The organism is Flavobacterium sp. GW821-FHT11G01, from assembly GCF_058808175.1.
On the sequence record NZ_JBXARK010000001.1, the window covers coordinates 73,561 to 91,014 of the forward strand.

16 protein-coding genes are annotated in these 17,454 nt (G+C 33.4%); 5 read left to right on the forward strand and 11 right to left on the reverse strand.

What is annotated here, in order from left to right; genetic code table 11:
• The first annotated feature begins 243 nt into the window (after positions 1-243).
• Positions 244-1,284 (forward strand): quinone-dependent dihydroorotate dehydrogenase, encoded by a 1,041-nt coding sequence (locus tag AC1RRN_RS00340; protein ID WP_492965348.1) that lies wholly within the window; start codon positions 244-246, stop codon positions 1,282-1,284.
• On the opposite strand, the gene AC1RRN_RS00345 is transcribed toward AC1RRN_RS00340, so the two are convergent.
• The gene (locus AC1RRN_RS00345; RefSeq protein ID WP_492965349.1) at positions 1,264-1,980 is read right to left on the reverse strand and encodes a DUF3307 domain-containing protein; all 717 of its coding nucleotides are present in this window, start codon (positions 1,978-1,980) and stop codon (positions 1,264-1,266) included. The two genes, AC1RRN_RS00340 and AC1RRN_RS00345, sit on opposite strands and share 21 nt — an antisense overlap.
• On the reverse strand, positions 1,977-2,591 hold the full coding sequence (locus AC1RRN_RS00350; protein WP_492965350.1) for a hypothetical protein: 615 nt from the start codon (positions 2,589-2,591) through the stop codon (positions 1,977-1,979). The genes AC1RRN_RS00345 and AC1RRN_RS00350 overlap by 4 nt, the downstream gene beginning before the upstream one ends.
• A 211-nt stretch (positions 2,592-2,802) precedes the next feature.
• On the opposite strand from AC1RRN_RS00350, the gene AC1RRN_RS00355 reads away from it, so the two are divergent.
• From AC1RRN_RS00355 to guaB, 4 genes are all read left to right on the forward strand, one after another.
• Positions 2,803-3,669 carry a hydroxymethylglutaryl-CoA lyase gene (locus AC1RRN_RS00355; protein ID WP_492965351.1) on the forward strand — a complete coding sequence of 289 codons (867 nt, stop codon included), beginning with the start codon at positions 2,803-2,805 and terminating at the stop codon, positions 3,667-3,669.
• A gap of 79 nt (positions 3,670-3,748) precedes the next feature.
• Positions 3,749-4,303, forward strand: coding sequence for a hypothetical protein (locus AC1RRN_RS00360; RefSeq protein ID WP_492965352.1), 555 nt, complete (start codon positions 3,749-3,751; stop codon positions 4,301-4,303).
• A complete protein-coding gene (locus AC1RRN_RS00365; protein ID WP_492965353.1) occupies positions 4,300-5,700 on the forward strand; it encodes a DUF5723 family protein in 1,401 nt (466 codons plus the stop codon). Before AC1RRN_RS00360 ends, AC1RRN_RS00365 begins: the two co-directional genes overlap by 4 nt.
• Positions 5,701-5,917: 217 nt before the next feature.
• On the forward strand, positions 5,918-7,390 hold the full coding sequence (gene guaB / locus AC1RRN_RS00370) for an IMP dehydrogenase (RefSeq protein WP_492965354.1): 1,473 nt from the start codon (positions 5,918-5,920) through the stop codon (positions 7,388-7,390).
• A gap of 70 nt (positions 7,391-7,460) precedes the next feature.
• Here guaB and AC1RRN_RS00375 read toward each other — a convergent pair whose 3' ends face one another.
• The 9 genes from AC1RRN_RS00375 to AC1RRN_RS00415 all read right to left on the reverse strand — a co-directional run bounded on the left by AC1RRN_RS00375 (position 7,461) and on the right by AC1RRN_RS00415 (position 17,439).
• Entirely contained in the window at positions 7,461-8,345 is an 885-nt protein-coding gene (locus AC1RRN_RS00375; RefSeq protein WP_492965355.1) for a L,D-transpeptidase, read from the reverse strand.
• Between the two features lie 71 nt (positions 8,346-8,416).
• Positions 8,417-9,364, reverse strand: a complete 948-nt coding sequence (locus tag AC1RRN_RS00380) for an alpha/beta hydrolase (protein WP_492965356.1) — start codon at positions 9,362-9,364, stop codon at positions 8,417-8,419.
• Between the two features lie 45 nt (positions 9,365-9,409).
• Entirely contained in the window at positions 9,410-9,991 is a 582-nt protein-coding gene (locus AC1RRN_RS00385; protein ID WP_492965357.1) for an NUDIX domain-containing protein, read from the reverse strand.
• Between the two features lie 54 nt (positions 9,992-10,045).
• Positions 10,046-11,317, reverse strand: coding sequence for an adenylosuccinate synthase (locus AC1RRN_RS00390; RefSeq protein ID WP_492965358.1), 1,272 nt, complete (start codon positions 11,315-11,317; stop codon positions 10,046-10,048).
• A 94-nt stretch (positions 11,318-11,411) separates the two neighbouring features.
• Positions 11,412-11,870: a Fur family transcriptional regulator gene (locus AC1RRN_RS00395; RefSeq protein ID WP_026981862.1), complete on the reverse strand. Its 459-nt coding sequence runs from the start codon at positions 11,868-11,870 to the stop codon at positions 11,412-11,414.
• Between the two features lie 184 nt (positions 11,871-12,054).
• A complete protein-coding gene (locus AC1RRN_RS00400) occupies positions 12,055-12,597 on the reverse strand; it encodes a hypothetical protein (protein ID WP_492965360.1) in 543 nt (180 codons plus the stop codon).
• Positions 12,598-12,634: 37 nt separating this feature from the next.
• Positions 12,635-14,854, reverse strand: a complete 2,220-nt coding sequence (locus tag AC1RRN_RS00405) for a RelA/SpoT family protein (protein WP_492965361.1) — start codon at positions 14,852-14,854, stop codon at positions 12,635-12,637.
• A 238-nt stretch (positions 14,855-15,092) separates the two neighbouring features.
• Positions 15,093-16,631, reverse strand: a complete 1,539-nt coding sequence (locus tag AC1RRN_RS00410; protein ID WP_492965362.1) for a serine hydrolase — start codon at positions 16,629-16,631, stop codon at positions 15,093-15,095.
• A 16-nt stretch (positions 16,632-16,647) separates the two neighbouring features.
• Positions 16,648-17,439 (reverse strand): TrmH family RNA methyltransferase, encoded by a 792-nt coding sequence (locus AC1RRN_RS00415; RefSeq protein WP_492965363.1) that lies wholly within the window; start codon positions 17,437-17,439, stop codon positions 16,648-16,650.
• Between the last annotated feature and the right edge of the window lie 15 nt (positions 17,440-17,454).

Below are 17,454 nucleotides of genomic sequence, written 5' to 3' on the forward strand. Positions count from 1 at the left end.
AATCGAACGCCCCTATTAAGAAGACCTGAAAATGTTTCATTTTATAACTTGCAACGAAAAAAAAATAATAGTAATTATTGAATCTATTGAATTCTGTTTTGAAGTAGTTAATTATAAAAGAATTTAAAAATCTATTTTAGATTATAAAGAGACTTAAAGTACTTACTAATTTGTTTTCGTAAAAAAGAGTCATTTTCAAGTTTAATAATTAAATTTGCACCCGAAAACACACACACTATTTTTATGTATAAATTGATAATTCGTCCGATACTTTTTTGTTTTGATCCAGAAGAAGTTCATTATTTTACTTTTTCATTTGTTAAATTCATTTCAAAAATTCCGGGAGTTTCCTCAATTATAAAATCAATTTACGAAGTTAAAGACAGTCGTTTAGAGCGTGAAGTTTTCGGAATTAAATTCAAAAATCCGGTTGGATTGGCGGCAGGATTTGATAAAGATGCCAAATTATACAAAGAGCTTTCAGACTTTGGTTTTGGTTTTATTGAAATCGGAACGGTAACTCCGGTTGGTCAGGAAGGAAATCCTAAAAAGCGTTTATTTCGTTTAAAAGAAGATCAGGCCATTATTAACCGAATGGGTTTTAATAACGGTGGCGTTCTGGAAGCTGTAGAACGTTTAAAAAAGAATTCAGGCGTTTTAATTGGTGGAAACATTGGAAAAAACAAGGTGACTCCAAACGAAAATGCTGTTGACGATTATATCATTTGTTTTGATGCTTTGTTTAATCATGTAGATTATTTTGTTGTGAATGTGAGTTCGCCAAATACACCAAACTTAAGAGCTTTACAAGACAAAGAACCATTAACGGCTTTGTTGCAAACATTGCAAAACCGAAATGTAGAAAAGCAAAAAACAAGCAGTCAGAAAGTAAAACCAATTCTTTTAAAAATTGCTCCGGACTTAACAGACGAGCAATTATTAGATATTATTGATATTGTAAAAACGACACAAATTGCGGGTGTAATTGCAACAAATACAACTATTTCAAGAGATGGATTACAATCTCAAAATCAATCTGAAATGGGAGGTTTATCAGGAAAGCCATTAACAAAACGTTCTACTGAAGTGATTCGTTTTCTTTCTGAAAAAAGCAATAAAGCATTTCCAATTATTGGAGTAGGAGGAATTCATTCTGCCGATGATGCAATCGAAAAATTAAATGCAGGTGCAAGCTTAGTACAATTGTATACTGGTTTTATTTATGAAGGTCCGGCTTTAATCAAAGCAATCAATAAAAAGGTTTTAAAGCAGTTCCAGAATTAGACCCTGAACAACTAATCCTGTAATTATTGCAATTCCAAAACTAACTAAAGTACCAATTAAAACATACTCAGTTAGTTTTCGGTCTTTAGCTTCTTGTAGATCTCCAAACCTAAAAATAGACTTAGCGGCCAATAAAAAACCGATCGCTTCAAAATGTCCGGTTAAGATAAAACAGAACACAAATAATCTTTCTAAAATGCCAATATAATTTCCTGCATTGGCAAGTGAATTATCTGCGTGTGTATTTTCATTTTCAGGACTCCAGATCGATATGATGGTTTTGATAATAATAGAAGAAGGTTTGGTGACAAATAAAATTCCGGTCAATAAAATCCAAAACTCATTGTCCTGCCAAAAATTAATAATGCTTTTGTTTTGATACAGAAGTACAATTCCGGTTAAAATCAAAATATGGGCAATTTGGTCAGCAATAAACCAGCTGCGTTTTGTTTTTGGTTGCTGGAAATTTAATTTGATAAGATCAATAATACCGTGTGTCACGGCAATTAAAGCAGCATAAGGTATAAAGTTAATTTCCCAGACCAAAATAGCGGCCAAAACTCCATGCAGGAGAATATGAAAATATAAATAAATGCTTTTGTGTTTTTTAATTTCTTTATCGGCAACCCATGAGTTTGGCTGCCAGATAAAATCGCCTAATAAATGCGCTAACAGTAGTTTTATAAATAAAATCATGGGGCTATAAGTTGTTTTATTTGTTTTCTAAAATAACGATCTAAATTCATGACTAAATCAAATTGAGCGCGTTTTTGCCTGCGGCTCACGGCAGCTTGATTAATGCCTAATTTTTGTCCCAGTTCTTCTTGTGATAAAGTTGGGTTTTCTATGGCAACAGCAACAAATTCGGCAGATTGTACGAGCCAGCTATCCATAAAAGTCAAAGCCAGCTGAATCATCAAATTTATTTTTTCATCCAGAATAACATCACCGGTTCGCATGGCTAAAGTTACTTTTTGCTTTTTTAAAGTTTCAAAAAGTTCTCCCGAATGTATAAAAGCTGTCCCATTACTTTCAGATATTTTTTCGGCATTATGTGTCTTACTTCCAAAACCAATGCTCATTCTTGCATCTAATTTTATAGACCTTAAATGTGCTTTTATTAAAATAGCAGCCAATAAAGCTTCTTCAGGATTTTGTATTTCGATTTGAAATTCATCACCTCTGTAAACTTCCCATTGACTTGGTGTTTCGCCAAACGGAGACAAAATTTTTTTTAAACCTTCGACCCAGTCTTTTGATTTTTGCTTTCTTGAATCAATTATATCACCTGTGATTACACTAGTCATAATTCAAATATAATTAAAAAATAATAAAGTTTTATATTACAAATATAGGGATTTATTTTTAATATTACGCTTTTACGTAATATTGTATATTATTACGTTTTTATGTAATATTATTATTTATTACAATATTGAGTAATTTTTAATTATTGAAAATTATAGCTTTTATTTCTTTAAAAAAGAAGCTAACTTAGCCTTCATAAAAGAGTAAGCTTTGAATAAAGAAATCAAGATTATCGAATGTCCGCGAGATGCCATGCAAGGCATCAAAACTTTTATTCCGACAAAAAATAAGGTTTCGTACATACAAGCTTTACTTCGTGTAGGGTTTGATACTATTGATTTTGGAAGTTTTGTATCTCCAAAAGCAATTCCGCAAATGCAGGATACGGCCGAGGTTTTGGCGCAACTTGATCTTTCTCAAACTACAAGTAAATTACTGGCAATAATTGCTAATACACAAGGAGCGGCAACAGCTTCAGAGCATGAAGTGATTCGATATTTAGGATTTCCCTTTTCTATTTCAGAGAATTTTCAAATGCGAAACACTCATAAAACGATTGCCGAATCACTAATTACATTAGAAGAAATTCTTGAAATTGCCGATAAGAAAAACAAAGAAGTCGTAACCTATCTTTCAATGGGTTTTGGAAATCCTTACGGAGATCCATGGAATGTTGAAATAGTAGGGGAGTGGACCGAAAAACTTTCAAAAATGGGAGTGAAAATATTATCGCTTTCAGATACTGTTGGAAGTTCTACTCCGGAAGTGATTACCTATCTTTTCTCTAATTTAATTCCAAAATACCCTCAAATAGAATTTGGCGCACATTTACATACAACGCCAGATAGTTGGTTCGAAAAAATAGATGCCGCTTCTAAAGCAGGTTGCACTCGTTTTGATGGTGCCATTCAGGGTTTTGGCGGATGTCCAATGGCTACCGATAAATTGACCGGAAATATGCCTACAGAAAAACTGATTTCCTATTTTACAGCTAATAAAAAAACAACGGGCCTTAATTCTTTAAGTTTTGAAAGTGCTTATAATGAGGCTTCAAAATTGTTCGGGAAATTTCATTAAAAAGCAGTATATTTATTACATCTCTGTAATAAGCTTTCAGAAACCCACGTTATTATTGATTATTCTAATTTACTAAGTTATGAAAGTAAATCTCTTAAATAGAATTCCTAAAATTTTAGTTTTTGCATTCCTGCTTTTTTCATGCTCAAGTGATTTAGATTTTGATCAGGCTAAAGATCTTAAGCTAGAACCTGCTTTTGTAGCCAATCTGGCTCATTTTAATGTTCCGGCCAATAAATTTTTAGATAATGGAACAGAACAAAAGATCGCATTTGATGTTGAGGATTTTGATGCTTTTAAAGATAAATTTTTCAGAGATAATCTGGTGAAAGCAGAGTTTAATTTTGAGGTTGAAAATACAATAGTAAGAGCTTTTACATTAGATGTTTTGCTTCTTAACGACAACGATGAGGTTCTGCAGACTTTAAGATTTGCGATTCCAGCATATACCGGAAGTTCAAATATTATAAAATATCCTACTGAAGTATTCGAAAACCAAAGATTAGAGCTTTTAAAGGCAACTACTAAAGTTGGTTTTTTAGTAAGAATGGCTGCTGGTCCACTAATAGACGAAAACAGTTTAGGTAATTTAAAATTACGATCAAGTGCAACCGTTTATATGGAGATCGAATGAGAAAAACGTGCCTAATTTTAATGCTGTTTTTGCAGTTGATTTGTTTAGCCCAAAACAGACAACTTCTGTATAATTTTACATCGATTCCGCAATCGTCACTTGTAAATCCTGGTGCCGATGTTTCATACAAATACTATTTTGGAATTCCTGTTTTATCCGGAATTTCTGCGAATCTTGGTTCAAGCAGTTTTTCTGCTTATGATTTATTTGCTAATAATGGAGTCGATTTTAATGACAAAGTTCGAAATATTGTAAACCATTCATCCAACAAAGACAAAGCTCAGGTCAATGAGCAATTAGAATTATTTTCCGGAGGGTTTAGAGTTGGAGGAGAAGACAGTCAATCTTACATTTCATTTGGAGCCTATCAGGAATTTGATTTTTTGATGTACGTTCCTAAAGATCCCGCTATATTTGCCTTATATGGTAATAAAGATTATATCGGAAAATCATTTAATCTGGCTGATATCAATGTAAGAGCCGAAGTACTTTCTGTTCTTCATGTCGGATTTCATAAAAAACTAAGTGAAAAAGTCGTTTTAGGTGGTCGTGCCAAATTATATTCAAGTGGTGCTAATGCCACATCTACACGAAATTCCGGATTTATTTATACAGGTCAAAGTGCCGGAACTCCAAATCTTTATACACAAATAATCACTTCAAATCTGGAACTTAGAACTTCCGGAATTGCCAAATTTACCAAAGATGAATACGAAGGAAATGTTGCAGAAGATATCGCTCACAACACCTTTTTTAACGGTAGTTTAGGTTTGGGTTTTGATGCCGGAATTACCTATTATTTTAGAGAAAATCTTCAGTTTACGGCAAGTATAATTGATCTCGGATTTGTAAATCAGTCCAAAGATATCGAAACCATAACCTATAAAGGAACTTATAGATACGAAGGCACAAATCCTATTTTCGATTTTACAAACAAGCCCGCAGATGTTTTTGATGATTTTGAAGATGCTATTCCACGCGACACACTTTACAATAAATACACAACCTGGCGTCCAACCAAATTATATTCTTCTGTTCAGTATTCTTTTGGAGAATCCAGGTCAGATGAAGAATGCAATTGCAGAGCTTCGGCAAAAAGAAGATACCTCAATGCAGTTGGAGGCCAAATGTTTGCTATGACAATGCCAAATGAGCCTTTTATTGCTTTCACGGCTTTTTACAAACGAAGCATTTTTGAAAAATTAGATTTCAAGGCCACTTATACATTCGATTCTTATTCAAGCAAAAATATTGGTTTAGGGCTCTCCGGAACGATCGGAAAAGTTAATATTTACGCTCTCGTCGACAATGTTCTGGAATATAGAGATGTCTCGAAGGCTAACAGTTTAGCATTTCAATTCGGAATTAATTTTATTTTTCCTGCTTCAGAAGATTAGTTTTTTAAATTCCAATTTGAAGGAATTATGACTAAAAGTTGGATTTTTTTAAGGTTCTTTATTGTTAAAATTTTCCTGTCTTTATTGGATTTTAAATTTCTTTATTGAAATTTAAATTGTAAGAACATTCTCTACTAGAGAAAATTAAGAAAAAGTTAGTATTCAAGTTTCCAATTTATTCACTATATTTGCACGCAATTCAACTAGAAATTGCAACATGATAGCACACAACTCCAAGATTATCGGCGAAGGTTTAACTTACGACGATGTATTATTAGTACCTAACTACTCGAATGTGCTTCCTCGCGAAGTGAGTATCAAATCAAAATTTTCAAGAAACATAACACTAAACGTTCCTATAGTGTCAGCTGCTATGGATACCGTTACAGAGAGTGCAATGGCAATCGCTATGGCGCAGGAAGGCGGAATTGGTGTTTTACATAAAAATATGACCATCGAGCAACAAGCGGCGAAGGTTAGAAAAGTAAAACGTGCAGAAGCAGGAATGATTATCGATCCGGTAACTTTACCAACGAATTCAACTATTGCAGATGCAAAAAATGCAATGAAAGAATTCGGAATCGGCGGTATTCCAATCGTTGACGAAAATAGAATCTTAAAAGGAATTGTAACCAATCGTGATTTACGTTTCGAGAAAAACGGTGCAAGACCAATTGCTGAGGTAATGACAAGTAAAAACTTAGTTACAGTTGCCGAAGGAACTTCATTAGAACAAGCAGAGGTAGTTTTACAAGGTCACAAAATCGAAAAATTACCGGTTGTAAATGCTAATTATGAATTAGTTGGTTTAATTACTTTCAGAGATATCACAAAATTGACGCAAAAACCAATCGCAAACAAAGATATTTTTGGTCGTTTAAGAGTTGCTGCTGCAATTGGAGTTACTGGTGATGCTGTCGAAAGAGCTGCTGCCTTAGTTGCTGCAGGAGTAGATGCTATTATTATCGATACAGCACACGGACATACTGAAGGTGTAGTAAACACATTAAAAGAAGTAAAATCAAAATTTCCTCAAATAGATGTAATCGTTGGAAACATCGCAACTCCGGAAGCTGCTAAATATTTAGTAGAAAATGGTGCAGATGGTGTAAAAGTAGGAATTGGACCTGGTTCTATTTGTACAACCCGTATCGTTGCTGGTGTTGGTTTTCCTCAATTTTCAGCAGTTCTAGAAGTTGCTGCAGCTATTAAAGGAACTGGAGTTCCAGTTATTGCTGATGGTGGAATTCGTTATACTGGAGATATTCCTAAAGCTATCGCTGCAGGTGCTGACTGTGTAATGTTAGGTTCATTATTAGCAGGAACAAAAGAATCTCCGGGAGAAACTATTATTTTTGAAGGAAGAAAATTCAAATCATACCGCGGAATGGGTTCTGTTGAAGCAATGCAAACTGGTTCTAAAGATCGTTATTTCCAAGATGTTGAGGATGATGTTAAAAAATTAGTTCCGGAAGGAATTGTAGGTCGTGTTCCGTACAAAGGAGAATTAAACGAAAGTATGCTTCAATTTATTGGAGGTCTTCGTGCCGGAATGGGATACTGTGGTTCAAAAGATATTCCGACTTTACAGGAAACAGGACGTTTTGTTAGAATCACGTCAAGCGGAATTACTGAAAGTCACCCACACAACGTAACTATTACAAAAGAAGCTCCAAATTATTCAAGATAATTTTTAGTTTTTATTATAAAAACAAAAGGCGTAAGATTTGATTCTTACGCCTTTTGTTTTATTACTATTTTTATAGAGAGGCAGTCTGTTTTTCTGTTTCTCTAACTTTCTGGTTTTCTAATATCTTTTGAATAAAAGGCTGAACTTGAGTTTCTAATTCACTTTCAGAAATATTTAAAGCTTTTGGATCATTTACTAATTCTAACCATGGTTTTGGTCCGTCAAAATTATAGCTTCCAAAAACAATAACTGGAGTTCCTTTTACTTTTACATTTTCTGCATCTTTCAGGATCCATTCGTCTGCCCATTTATAAAGATATTTTGCATCTTTTTCTAATAAACGCAGGCAAGAATGTGAGGCAGGATAACCTGGTAATTCATATTGATGAAAACCAACGCCTAATTTATTTTCGATATTGAAATTCCATTTTAAATCCCATTCGTCATTAAAAGTACTTGTTGTTTTTTCAGCTTTCCAATTCGTGAAAAATAATCCTGTTGGTGTTGGATCTTTTTTTCTTCCCATATTGGTTGGTCCTGTATAAACTAACTCGCCATTTTCATAAGCGGCAAAAGTTTGAGTAGGATAGGAGAAAATTAATACTTTTGAAACCTCTTCTAAAGCATCAACATGCAATGGAAATGGAAGATAATAAACTAAATCACCACTCAAATCAGTCGGAATTACAACTGAATCCATTTTAACAAAATTAGCTTTATCTGTTCTGTTGATAGCGTATGCAATATCAAGTTTAGTTGAATCACCTTTGATGGAGTCAAGCCATTGTTTTGTTTTTTCAAATTTAAAAGCAATAGATGATTCAGGCTTTTTGTATTCAACAATTTTGTGATTACTTGCTTCTGTTCTTCTTATAGTTTTCTTTTGTTCACAAGAACCTAACAAAACTAAAACAAGTAAAAGCAAAATATTTGAGGTATAATATAACTTTTTCATAAACTGGTTTTTTATTGATGTAAAGTTATTTTAATACGCGTTCAAATGAATTACAGAATTTCTGGAATTGTTTATTTGATTATCATTAAGAAATCAGAAATATTTTTAACCCATTCTGTTTTATTTTTTATCAAATAGTTTTCGTGTCCTGTATTTTTATAAGTAATAAGCTCTTTTTGTCCATTTAGGTTTTTGTAAATTTCATCAATTTCATTGCGACTAACACTTTTATCTTTTTCTCCATAAAGAAGTAGAGTTGGACAATTTACATTTTTCGCATATTCCGTTGGATTGTGATTAAAACCCCAAAATCCATTTTGAATGCCGCCCCAGAAAAGTAAAATTCCTGCCATAGGAAAAGTTGGTGCATTCATTTTTTTAAATCTGGCACATACTGTTGTGTACATTGAACCAAATGGGCATTCAATAATTATTCCCTTTGGGTTTATTTTAGTATCATTAATACATTTCATAATAGCAACAGCTCCCATAGATGTGCCAAAAAGATATATGTTTTTTTCTCCTGATTTTTGCAAATAATCAAATGCTGTTTTTACCTCTTCTGCTTCTTTATAACCAATTGTAGTTTGATTTCCTTGAGAATTTCCACTTCCCATAAAATCAACAAGCATCGTGCTGAAACCTAATTTTAGAAATTCATCCGATTTTGAAAGCATTGAAGATTTCTCTCCTCCGTAGCCATGAAATAGTATAATTGTTCCTTTTGAATTTTTATTTTCAATGAACCAACATTCAATTTCTTTATTGCTGTGAAGTTTTAAAGTTTTATATTTTTGAGAAGGAAATTTGGCATTTCTTGGTTTCGGATTGTTTACTCCAAAAAATAAAGTTTTAGCTTTTTCAAAAGAAGATAATTTTTCCGGGCTTTTAGTTTTTTCGGAAATGTTGTCTGTAAAATGAGTGAATTTATAAGCATGAAAAAAAGCAACAATATTTATAAGGATAAACAATGTTGCTATTATGATTAAATATATTTTTCGTTTTTTGAGTATTTTCATTTGAATGCTATTTCGGGCTTTAGTAATCGAAAATACTTATTTTTTTTAAATCAGCCCTTTTATTTTAGCATGCTGCAATAAAATAATAGTTTTAGCATCAACAATTTCACCAGATTCAATCATGGCATAAGCTTCATCAAAAGTATATTCTAAAACTTGAATGTTTTCTTGCTCAGAAGCTAATCCGCCGCCTTCGCTTACTTTCATGCTTTCATCATATTCACCTGTAAACAAATATAAAATCTCGGTTACAGCGCCTGGAGACATATAAGTTTGTGTCACTTTCTCTACTTTTTTGATACGATATCCTGTTTCTTCTTCGGTTTCGCGAATAATACATTCTTCAGGATTATCTTCGTCTAAAAGTCCTGCACAAACTTCGATCATCATTCCGGTTTTATTTCCGTTAAGGAAAGTAGGCAAACGAAATTGACGAGTTAAAATGACGGTTTTTTTAGTTGAATTATATAATAAAATCCCAGCCCCATTGCCACGATCGTAAACTTCGCGAACATGAGTCTGAACTTTTTCATTTTCTTTCTGATAGGTGAAAGTAACTTTATTCAGGATGTACCAATTGTCTGATAATAGTTTAGTTTCTGTAACTTTAATTTCCGGGTTTTTCATGGCGTAAATATTTGTATAAAAAAACGCTCTGGTTATCAGAGCGTTTAGTAATTATTATTTTGTTATTGTTTGCTTTCTGTCTGGACCAACCGATACAATTTTGATTGGCACTCCAACTTCTGCTTCAATAAATTCAATATATTCTTTTAGCTCGATAGGCAATTGCTCGTAAGTAGTTAATCCTGTTAAGTCAGCTTGCCATCCTTTAAATTCTTTATAAATCGGAGTTACATTTTCTGGTTCGATGTTATAAGGAAAGTGAGAAATGTTTTGTCCTTTGTAGTTGTATTCTGTACACACTTTTAAAGTTTCAAATCCTGAAAGAACATCGCCTTTCATCATCATTAATTGTGTAACACCATTTACCTGAACAGCATATTTTAAAGCTACTAAGTCTAACCATCCACAACGTCTTTGTCTTCCTGTAACAGATCCAAATTCGTTTCCAACTCTTGCCATTGTAGCACCAACTTCGTCAAAAAGTTCAGTTGGGAAAGGTCCGCTACCAACACGTGTAACGTAAGCTTTAAAAATTCCGTAAACTTCTTTGATTTTGTTAGGAGCAATTCCTAAACCAGTACAAGCTCCGGCAGCAGTAGTGTTTGATGAAGTTACGAAAGGATAAGTTCCGAAATCAACATCTAATAATGAACCTTGAGCTCCTTCGCAAAGAATAGATTTACCTGCTTTTTGAGCTTGGTACATATATTCTTCACTGTCAATAAAATCTAATTTTTTAAGTTCTTCAATAGCTTCAAAAAACTCTTTTTCAAGTTCAGCTAAATTGTATTGAATAGCAACATCATAAAAAGCAATCATTGCTTCATGTTTGTCAGCCAAAGCTCTGTAACGCTCTTTGAAATCTTCTAATTCAACATCTCCAACACGTAAACCGTTTCTACCAGTTTTGTCCATGTAAGTTGGTCCAATTCCTTTTAATGTAGAACCAATTTTTGCTTTTCCTTTTGATGCTTCAGATGCTGCATCTAATAAACGGTGCGTTGGTAAAATTAAATGTGCTTTTCTTGAAATGATTAATTTCTTTTTAATGTCAAGGTTGAATTTCTCTAAACCTTCAATTTCTTTTTGAAAAACTACTGGATCAATTACAACTCCATTTCCGATGATGTTTATTGAATCTTTATGGAAAATTCCAGAAGGAATAGTTCTAAGTACGTGCTTAATTCCGTCAAATTCTAATGTATGTCCTGCGTTTGGTCCTCCTTGAAAACGTGCAATAATATCATAATTTGAGGTAAGAACGTCAACAATTTTTCCTTTACCTTCATCTCCCCATTGTAATCCTAGTAATAAATCTACGGTCATTCTGTTTTAATTTGCGTTGAGGCAATTTAAGTTGCCCTACTGATTAATGTAGTTAATTTTCTTTTTTTTATTTTTTGAATAATTCCTTTCCGGATTATTGTTTTTGCTTTTTGTTTCCGTAGAAATAAAGTGAATGATTCGTAATTTCGATATCAAATATTTCTTCGATTGTTTTCTTGATGGTTTGAATTCTTGGGTCACAAAATTCAATTACTTCGCCAGAATCAGTCATAATAATATGATCGTGTTGTTTGTCGAAATACGATTTTTCGTAGTAAGCCTGATTTTGTCCAAATTGATGTTTTCTAACCAAAGCGCAGTCTAACAATAACTCGATCGTGTTGTATAATGTTGCTCTACTCACACGATAGTTTTTGTTTTTCATTTTGATATAAAGATTTTCTATATCAAAATGCTCTTCGCTATCGTAAATTTCCTGAAGTATAGCATAACGCTCAGGAGTTTTGCGATGCCCTTTTTGTTCAAGATACATTGTAAAAACATTTTTTACAATTTCTTGATTCTTAGTGTTGTCAGTTGAAATGAGTGTCATATCCGGCAAAGATAAATTTTTATTTTTAATGAATAAAAGTTTCGGGTTTAAAGTTTAACGTTCGAATATCGATTTGATTAATAATAATGCAATAAATACAGGCTTTTGGATCAATTATTTTTACGAAGTTCAAACAAACTTAATTAACATAATTATTTTTATTTATGATAAAACTAACAAATTTTTATTTCGTTTTTGTCATATACATATACCAGTTCCATTCCCATGTTTTTCCTTTATCATCAGACATTGCCTGACTCCAAATCGGGTTGTTTTCATCTCTGGCATCCCAACGAAATACTTGCAATACATTTTTTCCTTCAAAAATATCTTCGGAGAAAAAATGTCCAACTTTATTCTCAAACGAACCAACAACTGGTTTGTCTAAAGTTCCTGTAGTTGAATCAGCCCAATAAATACTCCACAATTTTGTTTTCGGATTAAATAATCGAACCGTCATTCCTTCAAAAGGTTCGCCATCAAAAGTGGCCAGAAAATTATCGATATTTCCAATTCCGTTCAGAATCTTGTACATTTCCTGGGTTGATGGGAACTCAATCCATTCGGTACAATTCGCAAATCTGCTTTTTAATTTTTTGTTTTTGATAATAGATTTTCCCTGAAAAAAATCAAAATCATCTTTTGAAGAGGTTTCAGAAGCAACAATTAAAAGTGCTCCGTTTTCATCAAAATTAACTTTAGGAATTTCCAAAGAATCTGTTTTCATAATTACAATTTTTTTAAACTAGAGAAGTAGTGTTTTTTTACGTTCGGTATTCACGTGTGACTTTATCAACTCCATCAATTTTTTTGATGGCATTGATCATCTTTTTCAGAATGGTATTGTTTTTTACAATAACAGCAATTTGTCCGTGAAAAATTCCGGCATCCGTACTCAAAGAAATACTCTGAATATTTACGCTCATATTGTTCGAAATAACTCTTGTCAATTGATTGGTCAGTCCTAAAACATCCATTCCTGTAATGTTGATGATGGCTTTGAATTCTTCCTGAGAAGAGTCAATCCATTTCGCACTCATGATGCGGTACGCATAATTTGACTGCATTCCAATCGCGTTTGGACAATCTTTTTTATGCACTTTAATACCTTCATTAATGGTTACGAAACCAAAAACATCGTCACCCGGAATTGGGTTACAACATTGCGAAAGTTTGTAATCTAATTTGTCGTGTTCTGTTCCAAAAACCAGCATGTCATAATTGCTGCTGATGACTGGTTTATGAATATCTTCGTCTGCGGTATCTTTATTTCTTTTAATTTTATTTTTAAAGAAATTGATGATCGTATTGCCTTTTTGTGCTGCGTAATCTTTTAATTGCTGATTTTCAATAGCACCAATTCCAACTCTGTAAAATAAATCCAGACTCGTTTTTAGTTTAAAGAAATTCACCAACTCATTGATAACCTGTTCGCTTATGGTTATTTTTAAATGTTTTAATTTTCTGGTAAGTAATTCTTTTCCTTCTTCAGCAATTTTTTTGGTGTTCTCGTTAAGAACGTTTTTGATTTTATTTTTTGCTCTTGATGTTGTTACATATTCCAACCAGTTTACCGTTGGTTTTTGGTTGGCAGAAGTAATAACTTCAACCTGATCTCCGCTTTTAAGTTCATGATTTAAGGGAACTAAACGTCCATTTACACGTGTCCCTCTGGTTTTAATTCCAATTTCAGAATGAATGCTAAAAGCAAAATCCAGTGAAGTAGCACCTTTTGGCAATGATTTTATTTCTCCTTTCGGAGTAAAAACGAAGATTTCTTTTGAATATAAATTCATTTTAAAATCTTCCACAAAATCAACCGCATTCGTTTCCTGATTTTCCAGCGCTTCACGAAGTAAATTCAGCCAAACATCCAATCCACTTTCTTCGGTTGCACCATTTTTGTATTTGTAATGTGCTGCATAACCTTTTTCTGCAATTTCGTCCATACGTTCGCTTCGAACCTGCACTTCAACCCAACGACCTTTAGGTCCCATTACAGTAATGTGCAAAGCTTCGTAACCTGTAGATTTTGGAGATGAAATCCAGTCGCGCAAACGGCTAGGGCTTGGTCGATAGTGATCTGTTACGATCGAGTAGATTTTCCAGGCAATGAATTTTTCATCATGCGGATCTGCTTTATAAACGATTCTAAGGGCAAATTTGTCGTAAACTTCATCAAAACTTACATTCTGCGCACGCATTTTTCTTCGGATCGAATAAATAGATTTCGGACGACCTTTTATAATATAATCGATGTCTTCATTATCTAAAGATTTTTTCAAAACATCCGAAATATCTTTGATATAAGCATCTTGCTCTTCTTTCGTTTCTCTGATTTTGCTTACAATGTCGTTGTAAACAGTCGGCTCAGTATATTTTAAACCTAAGTCTTCAAGTTTGGTTTTTATGTTATAAAGTCCCAAACGATGGGCGAGTGGGGCATAAATATATAAAGTTTCCGAAGCGATTTTGGTTTGTTTGTATTCCACCATCGAGTCCATTGTCTGCATATTATGAAGACGATCGGCCAATTTTATTAGAATAACACGAACATCATCGTTCAGTGTCAGGATCATTTTTCTGAAATTCTCAGCCTGCATAGAGGCATTTAAATCTTTTTGAACCAGCGAAATTTTAGTCAGACCTTCAACTAATTGTGCAACTTTTGGGTTGAATAAACGCTCAATATCTTCAACAGTTATTGGAGTATCTTCAACAACATCGTGCAATAATGCCGCAGCGATAGAGGTCGCTCCCAAACCAATTTCAGAGGCAACAATTTTTGCAACTGCAATAGGATGAAAGATATACGCTTCGCCAGATTTGCGTCTTTGCTCTTTATGGGCATCAACGGCAACATCAAAAGCTTTCCGGATTAGTTTTTTATCAGCGGGTGTTAAAGTCTGGTAACTTATTCGAAGTAATTCTTTGTATTCCTGCGCAATCGCTTTGTTTTCTTTTTCAATATCTATTTCTATCATAACGGCATAGTTCAAGTACTAAAAATAAGCATTAGTTTGAATATACGCAAGGCTTTGTATTGTAGATTTGTGATTTTAGATTTTAGATTTTTCGAATGTGAAATTACTTAGAATTTAGATTCTTTTATTATAACAAAGAACTTCGATTCGCTCAGTCAGAAATTGAAACAAACCTTTTTTTGTTAGAAAATTAAATTCGCAGAATTTAATTTTTCAATCTAAAATCTAAAATTTAAAATTATTCTTTCGTAAAATCCAAATCCTGAAAATCGTAACTAAAATCTGTTAATTCAGAGATTGGAAGCATTTTTAGATTAGTAACTTTTCCGTTTTCATCATATTTGAAAAGTAGATGAGCATCAGCATGGAAAAAAGCATTATTCCATTTTACAACATAGTTGCCATCTTTGTAGAAAAAGACTTCTCCAACTAATTGAGAAGATCGTTTTGAGGCAAAATATAGTTTTCCTTTTTTCTCTGTTATTGTAATTTCTCCAAACCAATTGTCCTTGTATGTTCCGGTAATTTTAGAAAAATCGATTTTTAATTTGTCTTTTTTGTTTTTTGCAATTATTGCCCAAACTTCATCGGTTACTTTATCTGCAGAAGCTTCATTCGCTTTCATTCGGTTACTGTAAACGGTTACATAATCGTCAGATTTGATGCCTAAATAACTGTCTTTAATTGTATTGGTAATTGCACTAAAAGCTGCTCCGGATTGTTGATTGGTTAAAACAATAATTCCTAAACCTATTTCTGGAATCAATGTTGTTTGCGTAACATTACCTTCTAAGCCTCCGGTGTGCGAAACTTGCTTGTATCCTTTTACATCACTTAAAAACCAACCTAAACCATATCCCGAAAAATGGGTATTGTAAGGAGGTTTTGTTTTGATTGGAATAATAGTTTGCAATTGCCACATTTCATCGTGTTCTTTCTCTGAAAATAGTTGTTTATTATCACCGTATTTTCCGTTATTGATTTGCAGAATCGCCCATTTACTCAAATCATTTACGCTTGAATAAATTCCGGCAGCACCATCAAAAAGTTGATTCTCATAACGTTTGATCGTTTTTAATTTTCCATCAATCGGAACGTGAGGCGTGATTACGTTCGAAGTGTCTTTTAAGCGTTTTACAGAAGCTACACTTTTGTCCATTTCTAACGGTTTCATAATGCGGGTTTCCACAAAATCAGCCCAGGTTTGACCGCTTACAACATGTACAATTTCACCTGCGATAATGTACATTAAATTATCATAATCGTATTTGGTTCTAAAACTAGAAACAGGTTTTAAATATCTTAAATTATGAACGATGTCTGCTGCTTTAAAATCACTTCCGTCAGGCCAGATCATCAAATCTCCGGCTCCAAGGCCAAGCCCGCTTCTATGCGTTAGTAAGTCGCGAATCGTGAATTCTTTTGTAACATAATCATCATACATTTTAAAATCCGGAAGATATTGGATCACTTTATCATCCCATTTTATTTTTTTCTCATCAACTAACATCGCAAGCGCGGCACTTGTAAAAGCTTTACTGTTTGATGCAATTCCGAAAAGAGTATTCGCATCCACTTTTTCCTGTGTTGTTATCGATTTTATGCCATATCCTTTTGCCAAAACTACTTTTCCGTCCTTTACAATTGCAACAGCAATTCCGGGAACATCAAAAGCTTTTATAGTACGATTAACTAATTCATCAACTTCCTGATTTGTGATTTGAGCAGAAGCTGTAAAACCTAAAAGAACTAGTATTAGAAATAACTTATAATTCATAATTTTAAATTTATAATTAATTAAACCCTCTTTGACGTTTAGCTTCAAAAATTAAAATGGCAGCAGCAACCGAAACGTTCATGCTGTCGATTTCGCCCTGCATTGGAATTATGATATTTTGAGTCGCTGCATCACGCCAGTCTTGCGTTAATCCAGTCGCTTCTGTACCCACAACTAATGCTGTTGGAGTTGTAAAATTTTGGGTGTGATAAGATGTTGAGTTTTGTAAAGTAGCGCAATAAAAGTCAATTTTTTTTTCTTTCAAAAAAGCAATGATTTCAGCTGTAGTTCCTGTAGCAATTTGATTGGTAAATAAACAACCTACGCTCGAACGTACAATATTTGGATTGTATAAATCACTTTTTGGATTGGCAATCAAAACCGCATCAAGATTGGCAGCATCGGCCGTACGTAAAAGTGCACCGATATTACCTGGTTTTTCTGGTGCTTCGGCTACTAATATCAATGGATTTTCAGATAGTTTTAAATCTGATAATTGCAATGATTTGGTTTTGGCCACAGCCAAAATTCCTTCAGTTGTATCGCGATAAGCCAGTTTTTGATAGACTTCTTTGTTGATTTCAATTAATTCAATTGGCGCATTGACCAGTTTATGAATCTGATTTTCAGTAACTAATTCGGGTAAAAACAAAACAGTTTCTAATTCGTAACCACCTTTTAAGGCTATCGAAATTTCACGTAAACCTTCAATCAAAAATGTTCCGGTTTGTTTACGGGCTTTTGCCTTTTCCTGCAGTAAAACAAGCGATTTTATAAACGGATTTTGAATGGAGGTGATTTGTTTCATTTTTTTTAAAGGTAC

What these genes read in the sequence shown, in the direction of transcription:
- AC1RRN_RS00375 (WP_492965355.1), bottom strand. Translation starts at nt 8,345, where the DNA reads ATGAAAAAGTTATATTATACCTCAAATATTTTGCTTTTACTTGTTTTA.
- AC1RRN_RS00360 (WP_492965352.1), top strand. Translation starts at nt 3,749, where the DNA reads ATGAAAGTAAATCTCTTAAATAGAATTCCTAAAATTTTAGTTTTTGCA.
- AC1RRN_RS00400 (WP_492965360.1), bottom strand. Translation starts at nt 12,597, where the DNA reads ATGAAAACAGATTCTTTGGAAATTCCTAAAGTTAATTTTGATGAAAAC.
- AC1RRN_RS00415 (WP_492965363.1), bottom strand. Translation starts at nt 17,439, where the DNA reads ATGAAACAAATCACCTCCATTCAAAATCCGTTTATAAAATCGCTTGTT.
- AC1RRN_RS00410 (WP_492965362.1), bottom strand. Translation starts at nt 16,631, where the DNA reads ATGAATTATAAGTTATTTCTAATACTAGTTCTTTTAGGTTTTACAGCT.
- AC1RRN_RS00385 (WP_492965357.1), bottom strand. Translation starts at nt 9,991, where the DNA reads ATGAAAAACCCGGAAATTAAAGTTACAGAAACTAAACTATTATCAGAC.
- AC1RRN_RS00340 (WP_492965348.1), top strand. Translation starts at nt 244, where the DNA reads ATGTATAAATTGATAATTCGTCCGATACTTTTTTGTTTTGATCCAGAA.
- AC1RRN_RS00345 (WP_492965349.1), bottom strand. Translation starts at nt 1,980, where the DNA reads ATGATTTTATTTATAAAACTACTGTTAGCGCATTTATTAGGCGATTTT.
- AC1RRN_RS00405 (WP_492965361.1), bottom strand. Translation starts at nt 14,854, where the DNA reads ATGATAGAAATAGATATTGAAAAAGAAAACAAAGCGATTGCGCAGGAA.
- AC1RRN_RS00390 (WP_492965358.1), bottom strand. Translation starts at nt 11,317, where the DNA reads ATGACCGTAGATTTATTACTAGGATTACAATGGGGAGATGAAGGTAAA.
- AC1RRN_RS00350 (WP_492965350.1), bottom strand. Translation starts at nt 2,591, where the DNA reads ATGACTAGTGTAATCACAGGTGATATAATTGATTCAAGAAAGCAAAAA.
- guaB (WP_492965354.1), top strand. Translation starts at nt 5,918, where the DNA reads ATGATAGCACACAACTCCAAGATTATCGGCGAAGGTTTAACTTACGAC.
- AC1RRN_RS00395 (WP_026981862.1), bottom strand. Translation starts at nt 11,870, where the DNA reads ATGACACTCATTTCAACTGACAACACTAAGAATCAAGAAATTGTAAAA.
- AC1RRN_RS00380 (WP_492965356.1), bottom strand. Translation starts at nt 9,364, where the DNA reads ATGAAAATACTCAAAAAACGAAAAATATATTTAATCATAATAGCAACA.
- AC1RRN_RS00365 (WP_492965353.1), top strand. Translation starts at nt 4,300, where the DNA reads ATGAGAAAAACGTGCCTAATTTTAATGCTGTTTTTGCAGTTGATTTGT.